The organism is Donghicola eburneus, assembly GCF_900115865.1.
Lineage (GTDB): Bacteria > Pseudomonadota > Alphaproteobacteria > Rhodobacterales > Rhodobacteraceae > Donghicola > Donghicola eburneus.
Window position 1 is genome coordinate 187765 of the sequence record NZ_FOXY01000001.1, and the last position, 15520, is coordinate 203284.

Below are 15520 nucleotides of genomic sequence, written 5' to 3' on the forward strand. Positions count from 1 at the left end.
AAGGATATGGCAAGAGCAAAATTTCTCTGCGACGCCGAGCGCTGCATCGAGTGTAACGCCTGCGTCACCGCCTGTAAGAACGAGCACGAAGTGCCGTGGGGCATCAACCGCCGCCGTGTGATCACCATCAACGACGGCAAACCCGGTGAGCGTTCGATCTCGGTCGCTTGTATGCACTGCTCGGACGCGCCCTGTATGGCCGTCTGTCCAACCGATTGCTTCTACCAGACCGAAGACGGTGTGGTGCTGCACTCGAAGGACCTGTGCATTGGCTGCGGCTATTGCTTCTACGCGTGCCCCTTTGGCGCGCCGCAGTACCCGCAGGCAGGCAACTTCGGCACCCGCGGCAAGATGGACAAGTGTACCTTCTGCGCCGGTGGCCCCGAGGCCGACAACTCGGTCGAGGAGTTCCAGAAGTACGGTCGCAACCGTATCGCCGAAGGCAAGCTGCCGATCTGCGCCGAAATGTGCTCGACCAAGGCACTTCTGGCTGGCGACGGCGACATCGTGTCGGCGATCTACCGCGAGCGCGTTGTAGCCCGTGGCTTCGGCTCCGGGGCTTGGGGTTGGGGCACTGCTTACGAGCAGAAGGCCGGCAACTGATCCGATTGATCCGCGCCCTGACAGACAGGGCGCGGGATGTGAAACAAAGTGCCCGCGGATTACCATAGTCCGCGGGCGCATCTTCTGAATTCAGGGACCTTCGGGAATGGCGCGCAGTTCTATCAGATTTCTAACCCTTCTGGTGGCGGCCTTTATGACGCTGACCAGCGCGGCTTCGGCCCAGACCGTACCGGCAGAGGGCGAGCCCCGCGCGGAAACAGGCGGGGCCCAGACCCTAGAAGACATCCTGCGCCGGCAGGAAAACCAGAAGCTGGACGACAGCTTCCGCAGTGACAACATCGGCAACCCTGACGCAGCCGCGCCCGCAACAGGTCAGCTTGGCACCTTGGGCGGCGTGTCGGACGCAGAATTCTGGCGGGCCTACCGATATAACGAGCTGGACGAACTGGGGACAGTCAAAGCATCGGCCAAGGGGCCGTCGGGCGATACCTCGGTCACGCAGGTGGTCATTCAGGACACCGGCATGACCTGGCTGAAGTTCCGCCGTGGCCCGCTCAAGGAATATGGCGGCTACCTTTTGCTGGGGACCATCGCGATCCTTGCCGTATTCTTCCTGTTCCGTGGCCGCATCATGATTGATGGCGGGAAATCGGGAAAAACCATCACGCGTTTCAAAGGGATCGAACGGTTTGCCCACTGGACTTTGGCGGGCAGCTTTGTGCTCTTGGCGATCACCGGTCTGGTGCAGTTGTTCGGCCGCTTCTTTATCATCCCGCTGATTGGGCACGAGGCCTTTGCGCCCGTCGCCATTGGTGGGAAGTGGATCCACAACAACGTCTCTTGGGCGTTCATGCTGGGTCTGGTGATGGTCACCGTCATGTGGGTCAAACACAACATCCCCAACAAGCTGGACCTGAAATGGTTCGCGGTTGGCGGCGGTCTCTTTTCCAAGGGCGTGCACCCGCCCGCCAAGAAATTTAATGCCGGTCAGAAGATCATCTTCTGGGGCGTCATCTTCCTTGGTGTCTCGATCTCTGTGTCTGGTCTGTCGCTGCTGTTCCCGTTCGAATTGCCCATGTTCGCGGCCACCTTTGCCCATATGAACGATTTGGGCCTGCCGCAGCTGTTCGGAATGGAGGCTCTGCCCACCGATCTGGCGCCGCACACGGAAATGCAGCTGTCACAGACATGGCATGCGATCGTTGGCTTCCTGTTTATGGCGTTGATCATCGGTCACATCTATATCGGTTCGATCGGTATGGAAGGCGCGTTTGACGCCATGGGCAGCGGTCAGGTGGACGAACAATGGGCCAAGGAACACCATGGCCTGTGGTACGAAGAAGTCACCGGCAAGCCCGCCTACAAAGACGCCCATCCGGCGGAATAAGAGCAAGGAGCAGAAGTTATGAAAGCGATGTTCATTGCCTTTGTCGGGATATTCGTGATTGCCGTCGCGGCGGATCAGGTCCTGCACCGCGCCGGTTTCGCGATTGACGAGGTTACGTCCGCCCCGTCGGTTCGGTTAGACTAAGCCGAACAGTCAGAGCGGATAGAGATGACCAGCAATCTTCAACCCACCGTGCAGCCCCCCACCGAGGGGGCTGCGCAGTCTCATATCGACCGAGCGATCCGTCACGTCTCCATTCTGGTCGTGGACGACGAGCCCGGGATGCGGAACTATCTGACCCGCACGTTGGAGCCCCGCTGCAAGAAAGTCATGGCCGCCGCCAGTGCAGAAGAGGCGAGCGCATTGCTGGATGCGCATCACTTCGATCTGGTGCTCTTGGACAACGTCATGCCAGGGCAATCTGGTCTGGATTGGTTGGCCGAGCAGCGCCGCGTAGGCCTGTTCGCTGAAGCGATTCTGATGACCGCCTACGCCGATCTGGAAACGGCCATCCACGCGATGCGGGTGGGGGCCTCGGATTTCGTTCTGAAGCCGTTCCGGTCCAATCAAATCCTGAACGCGGTCAATCGCTGCATGGTGCAAAAGTACCTGCGTCGTGAGAACTTCCTGCTTAAATACGAACTGCAGGCCGATAGTCTGGCCGCCCGTGGCCGTTTGATCGGCACCTCTCCGGGGATCGAAAGCGTGCGCAAGACGCTAGAACGCGTTGCACCTATGCCCACACCGGTCTTGTTCACGGGCGAAAGCGGCACAGGCAAGGAAATCTGCGCCCGCACGCTGCACGCCATGTCGGACCGCGCCAACGCGCCCTTTGTCCCGATCAACTGCGCCAGCATTTCACCGGATCGTCTGTCGCAGGACCTGTTCGGTGATCCGAACCAGCCCGGATCGGATGGCCTGTTGGTCCATGCGTCCGGCGGCACGATTTTCCTTGATGAAGTGGCCGAGCTTCCCCTGCCGATGCAGGGCGAGCTTTTGCGTGTGCTAGAGGATGGCAGCCTGCGCCCCCACGGGTCAGAGCGCGAGATGCCCCTGAATTTGCGGTTTGTGTTTGCGACCAACGCCGATCTGGACAAGGCGATGGACGAAGGTCGCTTCCGCCGCGACCTGTATCACCGGATCAACGTGGTCAACATTCAGATGCCCCCCTTGCGCGAACGGGTCGGAGATATCCCAGAATTAGCGGAGCTATTTATGGGCAAATTCTCGCGGCAGCTGGGGGTGGAGCCGCTGGTGCTTACAGATCACGTACTTTTGAACATGGCCCGCTACGATTGGCAGGGCAATGTCAGAGAGCTGAAGAACTTGATCGAACGCTCTCTCATCCTTGGAGAATTTCCTCCGGAATTCGCAGGCAACACCGAAGACAGCGACAATGAGCCTGTTGAAAGCTTGCATGCGGTCGAACGTCGGCACATCCTGAGCGTGCTGGAAGCCTGTGGCGGCAACCGTGCCGAGGCGGCGCGGCGTCTTGGGGTCAGCCGCAAGACGATCGACCGTAAATGCAGCATGTGGAATGTCTGACAGACTCACGACTCCGGTAAGCCTACGTAACACAGTGCGCGCGCGCCTCTTGGTGATCGCGCTGTTGCCTATTCTGATCCTGTTGCCTTTGCTCTTGGTCACTGCGGTCAAAAGTTGGTCCGACCGATTGAATGAAGTGCTGATCGCCAAAGTGTCTGGTGAATTGACCGTGGCGCGTCAACATCTGGAAGGGCTGGTCGAAGATCGCAGCGCGGCCATTGACGCATTGGGTCGGTCGGCCCTGTTTCGCGATCAAGCCCGCACGGATATGGCAGATTTTCTGGAACGTCAGCGGCGGCAAATGGGGCTCGATTTCCTGTACTACGTTACCCCGCGGGCCTACGTGATTATGGCGGGCGGCAGCGGCGGGGTGGCCGACCCGCGCAACTGGCCCGTGGTAAACGCGGCATTGAACGGGCGCAGCGGGGCGGCCATTGACGTATTTGCAGAGAGCGATCTTGCGTCCTTGTCTCCCGATCTTGCTGCACGGGCCCGCATTGAACTATTGCCGACCCAAGGCGCTGTTCCTTCGGATCGCGCGGTTGAATCCCGCGGGATGGTGGTGCACGCGGCGGCGCCCGCGCCGGGTGGGGCCTTGGTGGGCGGCGTTCTGTTGAACCGCAACCTCGGTTTCATCGACGATATCAACGATCTGGTCTACCCAGAGGGCAGCCTGACTGGCGGCACTGACGGCACGGCCACGCTGTTCTTGGACGACGTGCGGGTCAGCACGAATGTGCGCTTGTTCGAAGGGCAGCGCGCCCTTGGCACCCGCGTCTCTGCCGAAGTCCGCGACCGCGTCTTGCAGACGGGGGATGTTTGGACGGCCCGCGCCTTTGTGGTGAACGATTGGTATATATCGGCCTACGAGCCGATCCGCGACAGCTTCAATCGGCGGATTGGCATGCTTTATGTAGGCTTCCTAGAAGAGCCCTTCCGCCAAGCCGAGCAGCGGACCCAGATGGTGATCTGGTTTAGCTTCTTGGCGGTCATCGCGGTCACGGTGCCCGTTCTGCTCTTTTTTGCGCGCTCGATCTTCGTACCCCTTGAACGGATGAACCATGCCATTGCCCGCGTCGAAGGCGGCGATTTGAGTGCGCGGTCCGAGATTTCGGGCAGGGATGACGAGATTGCGCGTTTGGCGGCCCACCTTGATAGTCTGCTTGACCAGATCCAAGAGCGGGACCGCCGTTTGCGCAACTGGGCTGAAGAGCTCGAGACCCGCGTGACGGAGCGGACTGCAGACCTGCAAGAGGTGAACCGCCAGCTAGAAATCACGACACGCCAGTTGATCCTGTCCGAAAAACTGGCCGCGTTGGGCGAGATCACCGCTGGGGTTGCCCACGAGATCAACAATCCTCTAGCCGTGATCCAAGGCAATCTGGACGTCATTCAGGACCTGATGGGCGAGAGCGCACTGGAATACCGGACCGAATTTAAGCTGATCCAAGAGCAAATTCAGGCGATCAGCATTCTGGTGACCAAGCTGCTGAGTTTCTCGCGCCCCGAAGAATTCGACCTGCCCGAAGAGGGGCTTTGCCCGGATCGGGTGATCGAAGCAACGGTGCCCTTGGTGCAGCATACGCTGTCGAACACGAATGTTTCGCTTCATCTGGACCTATCGGCCAAAGGCGAGGTCGTGATGAATGAAACAGAACTGCAGCAGGTGATCGTGAATCTGATCACGAATGGCGTCCAAGCGATGCCTGACGGCGGCCAGATCACTGTGCGCAGCCACCGCGATGACGGGTGGGCACGCCCCATGGTAGTGATCGAAGTCTGCGATACCGGTTCGGGGATGGCCGAAGAGGTGCGGGCCAAGGTCTTTGACCCGTTCTTTTCGACCAAGGGGGCGAAGGGGACAGGTCTGGGGCTGTCGATCACGCGGGATATCCTGCGCCGCGCAGGCGGGTCAATCAGCGTGAGCAGCGAAGCGGGCAAAGGGGCGTGTTTCACGATCCGCTTGCCCGTGAAACAGCCGATGGTTTACTAGTCCGGTAGGTCCAACTGCTCTTTGAGTGTTTGCATGACATCGGCGCCGCGGAAGGGTTTACTGATACAAGCATTGAAGCCAGCAGCGCGGTATTCGCGGATCTGATCCGGCATCACGTTTGCCGAAATCGCGATGCAGGGCGGGCGTTTCTTGCCGGTCTTGCGGGCGATAGCGTCAATTGCCCCTAGCGCAGTCAGCCCGTCCATTTCGGGCATTGATATATCCAGTAGGACCGCGTCCCAATCCGTGTCAGGAAAGCGCTCGACGGCCTCGCGCCCGTCAGAGACCATGACAGCTTTGATCCCAGCGCGTTTCAGCAGGCTACCAAGTACGAGCCGGTTCGTTCCGTTGTCATCTGCGGCTAGAATATTCAGGCCCTCAAGCGCCTTGGATGGTTCCAGTTTCTCGATAACGGTTTCTTTGGCTGCGGCCCTGCGCGCTTTGACCTCGGAAGCGAGGGGAAGAGGCAGCGTGATCTTGACCAAGGTGCCTGCGCCCTTGCGGCTCGAGATATCGACGCGGCCGTTCATCATGCTGACCAGTCGGCGCACGATAGACATTCCCAGACCGGTGCCCCCATAGCGGCGGGTGATGGCACCGTCGGCTTGTTCGAAATCCTCAAAAATGCGGCTGATTTGTTCTTCGGTCATGCCGATGCCGGTGTCGATCACTGAAAAGACTACATCGCCATAACTGGGGTTCGACATGCGCAGGGTTACACTGCCAACGTCGGTAAACTTGATCGCGTTGCCTAGCAGGTTGTTCAGGATTTGCATCAAGCGCATAGGGTCACCTACGCGGCGGGGGCCATTCTGGTCTGCCTCGACGTTCAATTGCACATTCTTGGCTTCGGCAGACAGACGGTTCAGGCCCGACGCGCGTCGGATGATTTCGCGGGTGTCGAACTCCTCTGGCATCAGAGCGAGTTTGCCAGCCTCGATCTTGGACAGGTCGAGAATGTCATTGAGGATGTTCAAGAGCACGTCACCGGATTGCCGGATGGTCTCGACCATCTCTGCATGACGGGGAGAGGTGATCTCGTGCGACAGGACCTCTGCCATGCCCAGAATGCCATTCAAGGGCGTGCGGATTTCGTGGCTCATATTCGCGATGAACTGCGACTTCATCCGATTGGCGCTTTCGGCCTTGTGAACGGCGCGGCTCAGCTCTGCGTTGGTGCTGCGGATGTCGGTAATGTCCTTGAGCAGCAGGGTCCAGCCCATGCAATTGGCCGAGTCCCGCAACGGCTTGTCGATGGGGATCACGCGCAATTCAAAAGCGCGGTCGGCGACCTCGAACACGGTGTTTTTGGGGAAGCTGGGATCGAAGGCGAGTGTGTTCAATTCGTCCCAGTCAGACAGCTTGGTGATGCCTGTATGCCCGCTGATCTCGAGCAAGCGCTCGAACGATGGGTTGGTGACCTTGAACGTTCCGCTCTCGTCAATGACGACCACGGGCTGTTCGGCGTCATAAAAGAGGTAGTTCTTTGCCACAGAGGCCACGTCGAACATGCTGTTCGTCATGATGATGCGCACCAGAAGCATCATCACAAACGAAAACAGAAATGGCGTCGGATCAAACCCAAAAAAAGACAGATCAAAAATCACATAGGCGACATTCCCGACGGTCGGAATGAGCGTAATTGTCAGCAGGTACAAAAAGTACCCACGGTAGGCTTCGCGAGCGCGCAGCACACCTTGGGCGACGATCAAAACCCCGCCCGCCATAAAGACATAGAGGTAAGCGACCGCGAGAAAGAATAGGGGCCCGTGCGCGTAGTCCAGAGCGGGGCCTTGGGCGGTCTCTATGACTTTTGTTTCTGGCAGATAGAAAAGCTGATGTTCGGAGTTTGTCGTCGCCATCAGCACGATCACCGTCGGTGCGACGATGAGCGAGGCAAGCCGTGGCAGGCTGATCGTGACCGTTCGCGCATGCGAATAGTCGAACAGGAAATAACACCAAGCCGTCGGCAGTAGCGCGATGAACAAATAGCTGAACTCGGCCCAGAACATTTTGCAGTTGGGAGCGGCGGCCAGCAGTTCCATCAGGACCAGCGTCAGCCACCCCATCGTCGCCAAGTAGCCGATCAAGAAAAAGGGCCGTCCGTGGAACTCGCGCTTGCGCAGGATCATCACACCGGCTGCACAGACCCCTGCCAACGTGCCCATAGCTAGATAGGCAGGCAGTTGGGGCGCGGTAAAATCAAAACATTGAGGCAAGTGCACAGCGGACGTCCCTTGGAAATTAGGCGCGGGCGCTGCGCCGTTCCATCAGAACTGCCAGAGAACACCACAATAAAGGAGGTGCCCTCTGGGCTAAACCACTGAGTAATTCGGGGAGGTTTCGCCTATGACCTCTCCTTTCGGGCAGGTCGGCGCAATCGGACTAGGCCCGAGGGGTTGTTTGCGCCGCGGTACCGAGCGTGTCGAAGGCCGGTTCTGGCGCGGGCGCGATCAGGCCTTGGGGCTTTTTCGGCTTGAGCGATATCGCTTCGGCGACCCACGCGATCAAGATCATAAGTGCCACGCCTACCAAGGGCAGTGTCCACGTCAGCCATTCGGTGTGGTCCGTCGCATTCAGGATCACTTGGCCCGTCAAAGACATCAGCGTCCCAGTTGAAAACACAAGCAAACCTTGGCGTCCCATCAGGGCCAAAGGCTTTGTCCAGTTCTGGGCACACAGGCGCAGCACGATCCCAGCATGGGCCAGCACATAGGTGAGCGCCATAACGTGCAACATCCGAGGCAGCCCAACAAAGGTTTTGTCGTGCGCCACAAGGTGAAACGGTGCCCCCGCACGGCCTGCCATGAGCATGAACTGGTTCATGCCTTTGCCCAAGGGCGGGATCTTCATCCATGCCAGAACGAACAGCAAGAAGCAGATCGCCCCCCAAAAGAGCAGGGGTTTATAAGGGATGAATTGTTTGCCCTGCCGTTTACTCAGGCCAGTCATCAGGCCAGCAACGAACAGCACCTGCCACGCAAGCGGGTTAAAGAACCATCCGCCCGGATTGGGGAACGCAGGGATGTTCCAGCGATAAAGTCCAGTCAGAAACCAGAAGGCCACAGACAGCGCCATCATCAGCGCAGGGCTGCGCAGACCTACGAGGATCGCGATGGGGGCGGTTATCAGGAGCACCGAATAGGCGGGCAGGATGTTCACATATCCGAGTTGGTGCCCAAGGGTCGGGATGCCCACCAGCGCCTCTGCCGTGTTGCCAAAAACGCGGGTCAGGTTGATCTTCGTGATCATCTCGGGGACGCCGAGCCATAGTGCGCCCGCGCTGAAAATCGCGATAGCCCACGCGGTCAGCAAGATTTGCGTCATATACAGCGTCCACGCGCGCGACCACATCGGCTGGATCGCAGCCCACAAGCTGCCGGTTCCGCGCTGCGCCTGCATGAAGCGGCCGGAATAGGCCAGACCAGCCGCCATACCGGACAGCATAAAGAACGCCTCGGCCGCGTCGGAAAAGCCGAAGTTCCGGTTGGTGTAATCTTCGTAGGGATTGCCCGGCACATGGTTGATAAAAATCATGACCAAGGCGAGGCCGCGAAAAACATCAAGACGGGGATCGCGAGGTTTTGAGGGGCCGGCGGTGTGGCTGGCTGATGCCTTGGGAAACGGCACCAGCTTGGCTTCAGGCTGTGACATGTTTGGAAAGTCCTTCGCTGGCAGACGCGTTCGGAACGTTCTCTGACTGCCAGCGGGCGTGAATACGATGATAAAGGTCCACCACAGGCGCAACACTGCGCTCTTCGGGGGTGATAAACAGGAAATGGGTCAGGGGCCGCGAGGTGATCGCGATCAGAATGGGCGCCAGCAGCATGGGGACACAAACCGGCAGTAGCCACAGAGTTAAATCCGGTGCGATGTAGTGCACCACTGTCAACGCAATGGCGCCGGTGCCCGTGATCCACATGCCCGCGCCGATGCCTTGCCACAGGGTTAGTTTGCCTTCGCCGCGTTGGTTCGACGGCCAACCGCCATCCTTGCCCAGCAGTACCTGAATAACGGCACGGCTTTGGTACATCAGCATGATCGGTGCGAGGAACGAGGACAGGATAATCTCTGTCGCTACGGATAGAGCCGCGCGTAGGGTGCCGCCAAAGCCGTCGATCCGACCCTCGCGGGCGACCGAGGTCAGGATCAGGAACTTGGGCACGATCAGCAAACCGACGATCCCGAGGAACAGAGCGGTAATCTCTTTGGTCCGATCATCGGGGAACACAGGAAACAGCTGGTAAGGCTCTGGGAAGTAATCAGGCAGGGGCGCCATGATCGTCGCCAGAACCGAGGCTACCAGAAAACAAGCCCAAATCAGCGAAACGATGTAGGCAAAGATACCCTGTACGAAAACAAAGCGGCTCCACGCTGCCAGACCGGGTGCAAATAGCAGGCGTGTGTGCTGCAGGTTGCCCTGACACCAGCGGCGGTCACGGCGGGCATAGGATAAAATGTTTTCGGGGCCCTCTTCGTAAGAGCCACCCATCGTTTCATCGACCAGAACCTTCCACCCGTTGCGCGCTAAGAGAGCGGCTTCGACGTAGTCGTGGCTCAGGATGTGGCCACCAAAGGGCGGTGGGCCGTTCAACTCGGGCAAAGCGCAGCTTTCGGCAAACGCGCGCACACGGATGATCGCATTGTGCCCCCAGAAGGGACCTGTCGATCCCTGCATCCGGGCAAGCCCGCGGCTGAAAATCGGGCTGTGGAAGCTGGCGGCGAACTGCATGGCGCGCCCGAAAAAGGAGTTGGCGTTCACGATTTTCGGCAGGGTTTGCAGCAGGCCAATGTCCGTGTCTGCCTGCATCCGAGCTACCATACGGCGGATCGTGGCGCCTTCCATCAGACTGTCCGCGTCTAGAATGACGGCCAACTCATAGGCGCCACCGGATTTGCGAATGAAATCTTCGATATTTCCTGCTTTGCGGCCACGGTTGTCCGTGCGGCGTCGATAGAAGATGCGACCACGGCCCTGCGTTTCTTCGATCAGGCGGCGGTAAACCTGTTCTTCGGCACGAGCGTTGAGCGGGTCACGGGTGTCCGACAGGATCGCGATGTCAGCGGGCAAGCCCGCTGCTTCGAGCGATCGGTCCATCGCCGCGATGCGGGCAAATGTGGAAACGGGATCTTCGTTACAGATCGGGACCAGAACGACTGTAGGAGGCACCGGCTCTGTCAGATCGGGCGCTGGGACGGGTCGATGTCGTGCGGCAAGACCCAAGCAGGCTTGCGCCGCGCCCCACGCAAGCCAAGCTGTTGTGATCAGGATCAGGACGCCCCGCAGGATGTCCCAGATATCAACCCCGTCCTGAATGGTCGCATCGACCATCAGAACGGTGGCTGCCGTCGCAGAGACTGCGGCAAAAGCCAGTGTCGCGATGCGGTAAAATAGAGTGCGACGGTCTAGCGGCGGCAGGCGTCTCATTTTTAAATTCGGAATCTAGAGATCAGGCCCACTGGCGGGGAACCAGAAGGCGGATCAAGCTGGAAAAGGTCAGGCGAGCATCGTCTCGGCGTTCAATGACCTGCTGGGGCATGTCCAGAGGCGCCGAGGGCGGTGCTGCGAAATTATCCATAGCCTCGAGCTCGGGAGCGCGGGCGTGGGTAGTGCGGATCTGAATGGTCATTCCTTCATCCACTGATAAAGCCATGTTTCGGTCAGAGTCTGCTCGTAGCCTTCGACGGCTGCCTTGAGTTCAACAACAGAATCCGAGGTCGCTTTGACTTCGATCACGAGCCGCCAAATGTCCGTTCCGCTGATCTTGCTCAGAATGGCTTCGGCAACTTCGCCTCGGTTCACTGTTACTGTGGGTTCAACGTCTGCATCGCCAGGAAGTTCCGACAGCGTGCCGCCTTGGAAATCGACGACGAATTTCCGCGTATCGGCCTTTTCTTCGATACCCGCGACCCCACCTTCGCCGACGCGCGTCCGGATTACACGGGCGCGGGTGGCCGATCCATCGCCCTCGGGCGCGAAGCCCCAGTGCATGCGGTAGCTGAGTTCGATGGACTGTCCGGCCTCTGCCGGAGCTTCGGGGATCCAGAAAGCGACGATGTTGTCGTTCGTTTCCATATCAGACGGGATTTCCACCAAACGGACAGAGCCTTTGCCCCAGTCGCCCTTGGGTTCGATCATCAGCGAGGGGCGCTTTTCGTAATGCGCCTGCGCGTCAAGATAGCTGTCGAAATCACGGCTGCGTTGGACCAATCCAAAGGACTTGGGGTTTTCTGCACCAAGATAAGAGCTCGCCAGACGCATCGGGTTTTTGAGCGGACGATAGAATGTCTCGCCGCTTTGGGTGTTCAGGACCAACGCCTCGCTGTCATGCACGGCGGCGCGGAAATCATCAAAGTCGCCTTTGTCGTTGCCAGCAAACAGGAACATCGAGGTCAGCGGTGCAATGCCCAATTGTTCCACATCGTTGCGCATAAAGAGGCGGGCGGTGACGTCGACGATGGTCGAGTCGCCAGGATTAACGACAAAGCGATAGGCCCCCGTGACCGAGCGGCTGGTGAGCGCCGCGCAGATGGTCACAGTGTCAGAGTAGGGCGTGGGGCGTTCTAGCCAGAATTCGGAAAAGCGGGGGAATTCTTCGGACCCCGACAGACCTGTATTCACCGCCAGACCGCGGGCGCTTAGCCCGTAGACGTTGTCGCGGCCCAGAGCGCGGAAGTAGCTCGCGCCAAGGAACACGATCAGTTCGTCAAAAATATCGGCGCGGTTCATGGGCGCGTGGATGCGGAAACCAGCAACGCCGGGCATTTCGGCATTTTCGGGCACACCAAGGCTTTCGGGGTAGTAGAAGTCCTTGGTCGAGAAGGTCATCGGCCGCGACTCGCCGTTCACCACCTCGTTGATGTGCACAGGCTGTTTGAACAGCCAGCCCAGATGAAACGCGTGCATACGGAAGTGCTGGCCCTGATCCTGCCACCGAGCGCGTTCTGGCAAGAAGCGGATGCGTTGGTACGCGTCGTAGTTCAGGTCTGCCAGAAAGCCGCCGATTGTTTCCGGATCAGGGAGCGGGGCTTCGGCTGCTTTCTTCATCCGCTCGGACAACATGTCGAACGAGAACGGCTCTCCAAGCGCTTCCTGTGCTTTCGCATAGGTTGCGGATGTCAATGCGGGCGCTGCAGCAGAGCAAGCGAGTCCGGCAAGAAAGGCACGCCGGTTGAACGCGGGGTATTCGAGACGTGGGGTAGTAAGCTGCTGCATCTTAAACAATAGCGACTCCAGCAAAAAACGTGATTGGTACCAATCCTCTTATTTTAATCACAGGCACTGTTGCGCAAGAGGGAAAGTTATTGCTGCACGGCAGAAAATCGCTGATCGGCGGATTTGCACAAACTGGCGTCAGTCGGCGTCTTGCGTCCGTTTCTTAAGTCAATTCGCACGGCGAATCCGCAGGTTTATCCTTTTATCTCTATGGTTTATAAGGGGTTCTTGCACCGTTTTAGACCACTTTGAGACTCTTGCCCCCTTTGGACCGGCTACTACTGTTAGTGGTCCTGACATCCGTGCTGCACTGCAGATAGAGTTGGGTGTTACCTTGTTGCACTAAGTCAAATTTTTGTGCGCGGACAGAAGGTGATTGAAAAGGCACTTGGCAGACAAAATCGGACGAGTCGCATCGGCAGATCGCTGCCCAACCTGTGCGATTCCACGATCAGAATCGCTATCTCAGCGGGCGAGTTCACCGGATGCGCTCGTCATCTTCTGCGGGAATGGGCCGTGTTGTCTGGGTTCGACAAACGCATGCTATGCAAAATTGTCGATAGTTCGTGCAAAATCCGACGGAAGATGAGGCCCCCGTTGAGCCCCGTAATAGCAGCTGTACAGGAGTTCTAGGCTCTGGCGCGCTTCTTCGGCGAAGCGAGGGCGGTCTCTGCCCGCTTGATTGCTTGCCGAAAGAAGGGCCCGCGTCGGCGTGCAAGAATAGCTTTTCCGAGCTTAATCACCAGAGAGTACCGACGCGCTGCCTCGAGCCGTGCGATCAGCTCTTTGTGGTAGCGATTGTTGTCACGGCGTGCCCGCAAATACTTGTAGAACTTGGGTCGCGTCAGGGTGCCGCCTACGCAATCCAGTATCACTGGTTTCAGAATACCAATCTGCTGCCAGAGAGAGGCAATGCGGTGTCCGAAGTAACGGCATTGGAATTTTTGTACGTTCTCACCGGAAAAGAGAGCCGCGTGCATCGCGTCCAGATGTTGGGTCGGATCATAGAACACGTAAACCCTGTGCGCGGCGGCAATCATCTTGGGCGCAAAGCCGTAGCGCGACGAAAAATTGCGATGCCATGCTTTTTTGTAGCGCGTCTCCCAAGAGGCGATGTCGCGATCAAGCGTGGCTTGGGGGGAAATGCAAATGACGGTCGCGTCGGGGCAGGCGGAGGAAAAGGCAGCCGCTGCATAGCCGCCCATGGAAGCACCATAGAAAATCACCTGCTCAAACTGATCGAAAAACCTCTCGTCCCGAAGTCGATCAAAGAAATCAAAAACGGCCTCGTCGCGATACCATGTCCAGCCTTGGGCCATCATCCCGAGCATCGACCAGCCATTGGTTTCTACAAAATGGTGCCCCCAAGGCATCCGTGTATCGGCATGTTCAAACACGTGGTCGAGGTTTTCAAACGTAACAATTAGTGTTTCGCCGCGCTTAACAAACAGGGCAGAGTGCAGATCCCCGATCTGCTCAAAGAATCCCTCTTTCTCGCCAATTTCGGCAAGGTTGGCTTTCCAGTCTTTTTGCTTCTGCTCGGCTTCGGACATCAAAGTCTCTGAGTTTGACTTGCCAACAGGGGCGTCGCCGCTTGGAAACTCGCAAAAAGGTACATCTGAACAGGCGTCGCCGCTTGATCGCGGCAGTGTCGTTGCAACGTGTTCTAAGGCCAAAGGTATCGTCTGCGCGCTGTCCGAACAATTGATTTCTTTGGTCTGATCTGAGGGCAGGCGAAGCGGAGCGTGTTTCATTGGGGATCCAGAGCATGTACCGGTCGGTCTTAGATGCTCAGATATTAATCCCGCAATCGTGTCCAAATTGAGAACTATCTCAGGAGAATAAGGGACAATCGCGTGGCAACTGCGACGCGCAAAGTCCGTATATCACTGTCAAATGAGGATTTAAGTGGAGGCGAGTACCGGAATCGAACCGGTGTACACGGATTTGCAATCCGCTGCGTCACCACTCCGCCAACTCGCCGCCGTGGTGTGGTTCGCGCTGATTAGACGATCCATTCGGGGGGCGCAAGCCCTCATGTTCGATGAAACGACGATACAACCGTTGCCGTGCCTGTGGTAATGTGGCATGACCCCAAAGACCTCACTGAACGAAAGAGTTTAGTCCATGACTGATTTCGCAAATCGCCGCACAATGATGGTGGATACGCAGGTCCGCCCCTCGGACGTGACCAAGTTTAACGTGATCGAAGCGATGCTGGCAGTTCCCCGCGAAGTCTACGTCCCCGAAGCGCGTAAAGAAGCCGCTTATATGGGGGAAAACATTGAACTGGCGGCCGACCGTGTTGTTCTGGAGCCCCGCACAACAGGCAAACTGCTGGACGCGCTCGATATCCAGCCCGATGAGCTGGTGCTCGATCTGGGCTGCGCATATGGCTATTCTGCTGCAGTCATTGCCCATCTCGCCGAGGCTGTTATCGCTGTTGAAGCCGAAGATTTCGCCAAAGAAGCCGAAGCCAACCTGAGCCAGAACGGCGTCGATAACGTCGCTGTCGTCGAAGGTGAGTTGGCGGCAGGAGCGGCCAAGCACGGTCCTTATGATGTCATCGTTATCGAAGGCGGCGTCGAGGAGTTGCCAACCGCCATCGCGGATCAGTTGAAAGAGGGCGGTCGAATCGGCTGCATCTTTCAAGAGGGCGCATTGGGCACTGTTAAAATCGGTTACAAACTGGATGGCCTGATCAATTGGCGCTATTCGTTCAATGCCGGCGCTCCGGTGTTAAAAGGATTTGCAAAACAGCCAAGCTTTGCGCTCTGAACCTTGCGGCATGGGTGTTGATTTTTAAAGATGTCCC

12 protein-coding genes and 1 tRNA gene are annotated in these 15520 nt (G+C 58.1%); 6 read left to right on the top strand and 7 right to left on the bottom strand.

What is annotated here, in order from left to right:
- Positions 1–6: 6 nt before the first annotated feature.
- From fdh3B to BM225_RS00865, 5 genes are all read left to right on the top strand, one after another.
- Entirely contained in the window at positions 7–603 is a 597-nt protein-coding gene (gene fdh3B, locus BM225_RS00850; RefSeq protein WP_072706065.1) for a formate dehydrogenase FDH3 subunit beta, read from the top strand.
- A 106-nt stretch (positions 604–709) separates the two neighbouring features.
- Positions 710–1951 carry a formate dehydrogenase subunit gamma gene (locus BM225_RS00855; protein WP_420809837.1) on the top strand — a complete coding sequence of 414 codons (1242 nt, stop codon included), beginning with the start codon at positions 710–712 and terminating at the stop codon, positions 1949–1951.
- 18 nt (positions 1952–1969) lie between these two features.
- Positions 1970–2095 (top strand): hypothetical protein, encoded by a 126-nt coding sequence (locus BM225_RS22265; RefSeq protein ID WP_276326918.1) that lies wholly within the window; start codon positions 1970–1972, stop codon positions 2093–2095.
- Positions 2096–2119: 24 nt separating this feature from the next.
- Positions 2120–3496, top strand: a complete 1377-nt coding sequence (locus BM225_RS00860) for a sigma-54-dependent transcriptional regulator (RefSeq protein WP_083595643.1) — start codon at positions 2120–2122, stop codon at positions 3494–3496.
- Positions 3489–5489, top strand: coding sequence for a sensor histidine kinase (locus BM225_RS00865; protein WP_072706067.1), 2001 nt, complete (start codon positions 3489–3491; stop codon positions 5487–5489). The genes BM225_RS00860 and BM225_RS00865 overlap by 8 nt, the downstream gene beginning before the upstream one ends.
- Here the strand turns inward: BM225_RS00865 and BM225_RS00870 are convergent.
- The 7 genes from BM225_RS00870 to BM225_RS00900 form a co-directional block, all read right to left on the bottom strand.
- Positions 5486–7714, bottom strand: a complete 2229-nt coding sequence (locus BM225_RS00870) for a hybrid sensor histidine kinase/response regulator (RefSeq protein ID WP_072706068.1) — start codon at positions 7712–7714, stop codon at positions 5486–5488. The two genes, BM225_RS00865 and BM225_RS00870, sit on opposite strands and share 4 nt — an antisense overlap.
- Before the next feature lie 160 nt (positions 7715–7874).
- A complete protein-coding gene (locus BM225_RS00875; protein ID WP_083595644.1) occupies positions 7875–9143 on the bottom strand; it encodes an OpgC family protein in 1269 nt (422 codons plus the stop codon).
- Positions 9130–10917, bottom strand: a complete 1788-nt coding sequence (mdoH, locus tag BM225_RS00880) for a glucans biosynthesis glucosyltransferase MdoH (RefSeq protein WP_072706069.1) — start codon at positions 10915–10917, stop codon at positions 9130–9132. Before mdoH ends, BM225_RS00875 begins: the two co-directional genes overlap by 14 nt.
- Before the next feature lie 22 nt (positions 10918–10939).
- Entirely contained in the window at positions 10940–11119 is a 180-nt protein-coding gene (locus BM225_RS00885; RefSeq protein WP_072706070.1) for a hypothetical protein, read from the bottom strand.
- Positions 11116–12705 (bottom strand): OpgD/OpgG family glucan biosynthesis protein, encoded by a 1590-nt coding sequence (locus BM225_RS00890; RefSeq protein ID WP_072706212.1) that lies wholly within the window; start codon positions 12703–12705, stop codon positions 11116–11118. The genes BM225_RS00885 and BM225_RS00890 overlap by 4 nt, the downstream gene beginning before the upstream one ends.
- 629 nt (positions 12706–13334) lie before the next feature.
- The gene (locus tag BM225_RS00895) at positions 13335–14525 is read right to left on the bottom strand and encodes an alpha/beta hydrolase (RefSeq protein WP_143095334.1); all 1191 of its coding nucleotides are present in this window, start codon (positions 14523–14525) and stop codon (positions 13335–13337) included.
- Positions 14526–14614: 89 nt separating this feature from the next.
- Positions 14615–14688, bottom strand: a tRNA-Cys gene (locus BM225_RS00900).
- Between the two features lie 144 nt (positions 14689–14832).
- Here BM225_RS00900 and BM225_RS00905 point away from each other — a divergent pair.
- Positions 14833–15483 (top strand): protein-L-isoaspartate O-methyltransferase family protein, encoded by a 651-nt coding sequence (locus BM225_RS00905; protein WP_072706072.1) that lies wholly within the window; start codon positions 14833–14835, stop codon positions 15481–15483.
- Positions 15484–15520 lie beyond the last annotated feature (37 nt).

Coding starts and splice junctions, on each gene's coding strand:
- fdh3B (WP_072706065.1), top strand. CDS start 7: ATGGCAAGAGCAAAATTTCTCTGCGACGCCGAGCGCTGCATCGAGTGT.
- BM225_RS00855 (WP_420809837.1), top strand. CDS start 710: ATGGCGCGCAGTTCTATCAGATTTCTAACCCTTCTGGTGGCGGCCTTT.
- BM225_RS22265 (WP_276326918.1), top strand. CDS start 1,970: ATGAAAGCGATGTTCATTGCCTTTGTCGGGATATTCGTGATTGCCGTC.
- BM225_RS00860 (WP_083595643.1), top strand. CDS start 2,120: ATGACCAGCAATCTTCAACCCACCGTGCAGCCCCCCACCGAGGGGGCT.
- BM225_RS00865 (WP_072706067.1), top strand. CDS start 3,489: ATGTCTGACAGACTCACGACTCCGGTAAGCCTACGTAACACAGTGCGC.
- BM225_RS00875 (WP_083595644.1), bottom strand. CDS start 9,143: ATGTCACAGCCTGAAGCCAAGCTGGTGCCGTTTCCCAAGGCATCAGCC.
- mdoH (WP_072706069.1), bottom strand. CDS start 10,917: ATGAGACGCCTGCCGCCGCTAGACCGTCGCACTCTATTTTACCGCATC.
- BM225_RS00885 (WP_072706070.1), bottom strand. CDS start 11,119: ATGACCATTCAGATCCGCACTACCCACGCCCGCGCTCCCGAGCTCGAG.
- BM225_RS00890 (WP_072706212.1), bottom strand. CDS start 12,705: ATGCAGCAGCTTACTACCCCACGTCTCGAATACCCCGCGTTCAACCGG.
- BM225_RS00905 (WP_072706072.1), top strand. CDS start 14,833: ATGACTGATTTCGCAAATCGCCGCACAATGATGGTGGATACGCAGGTC.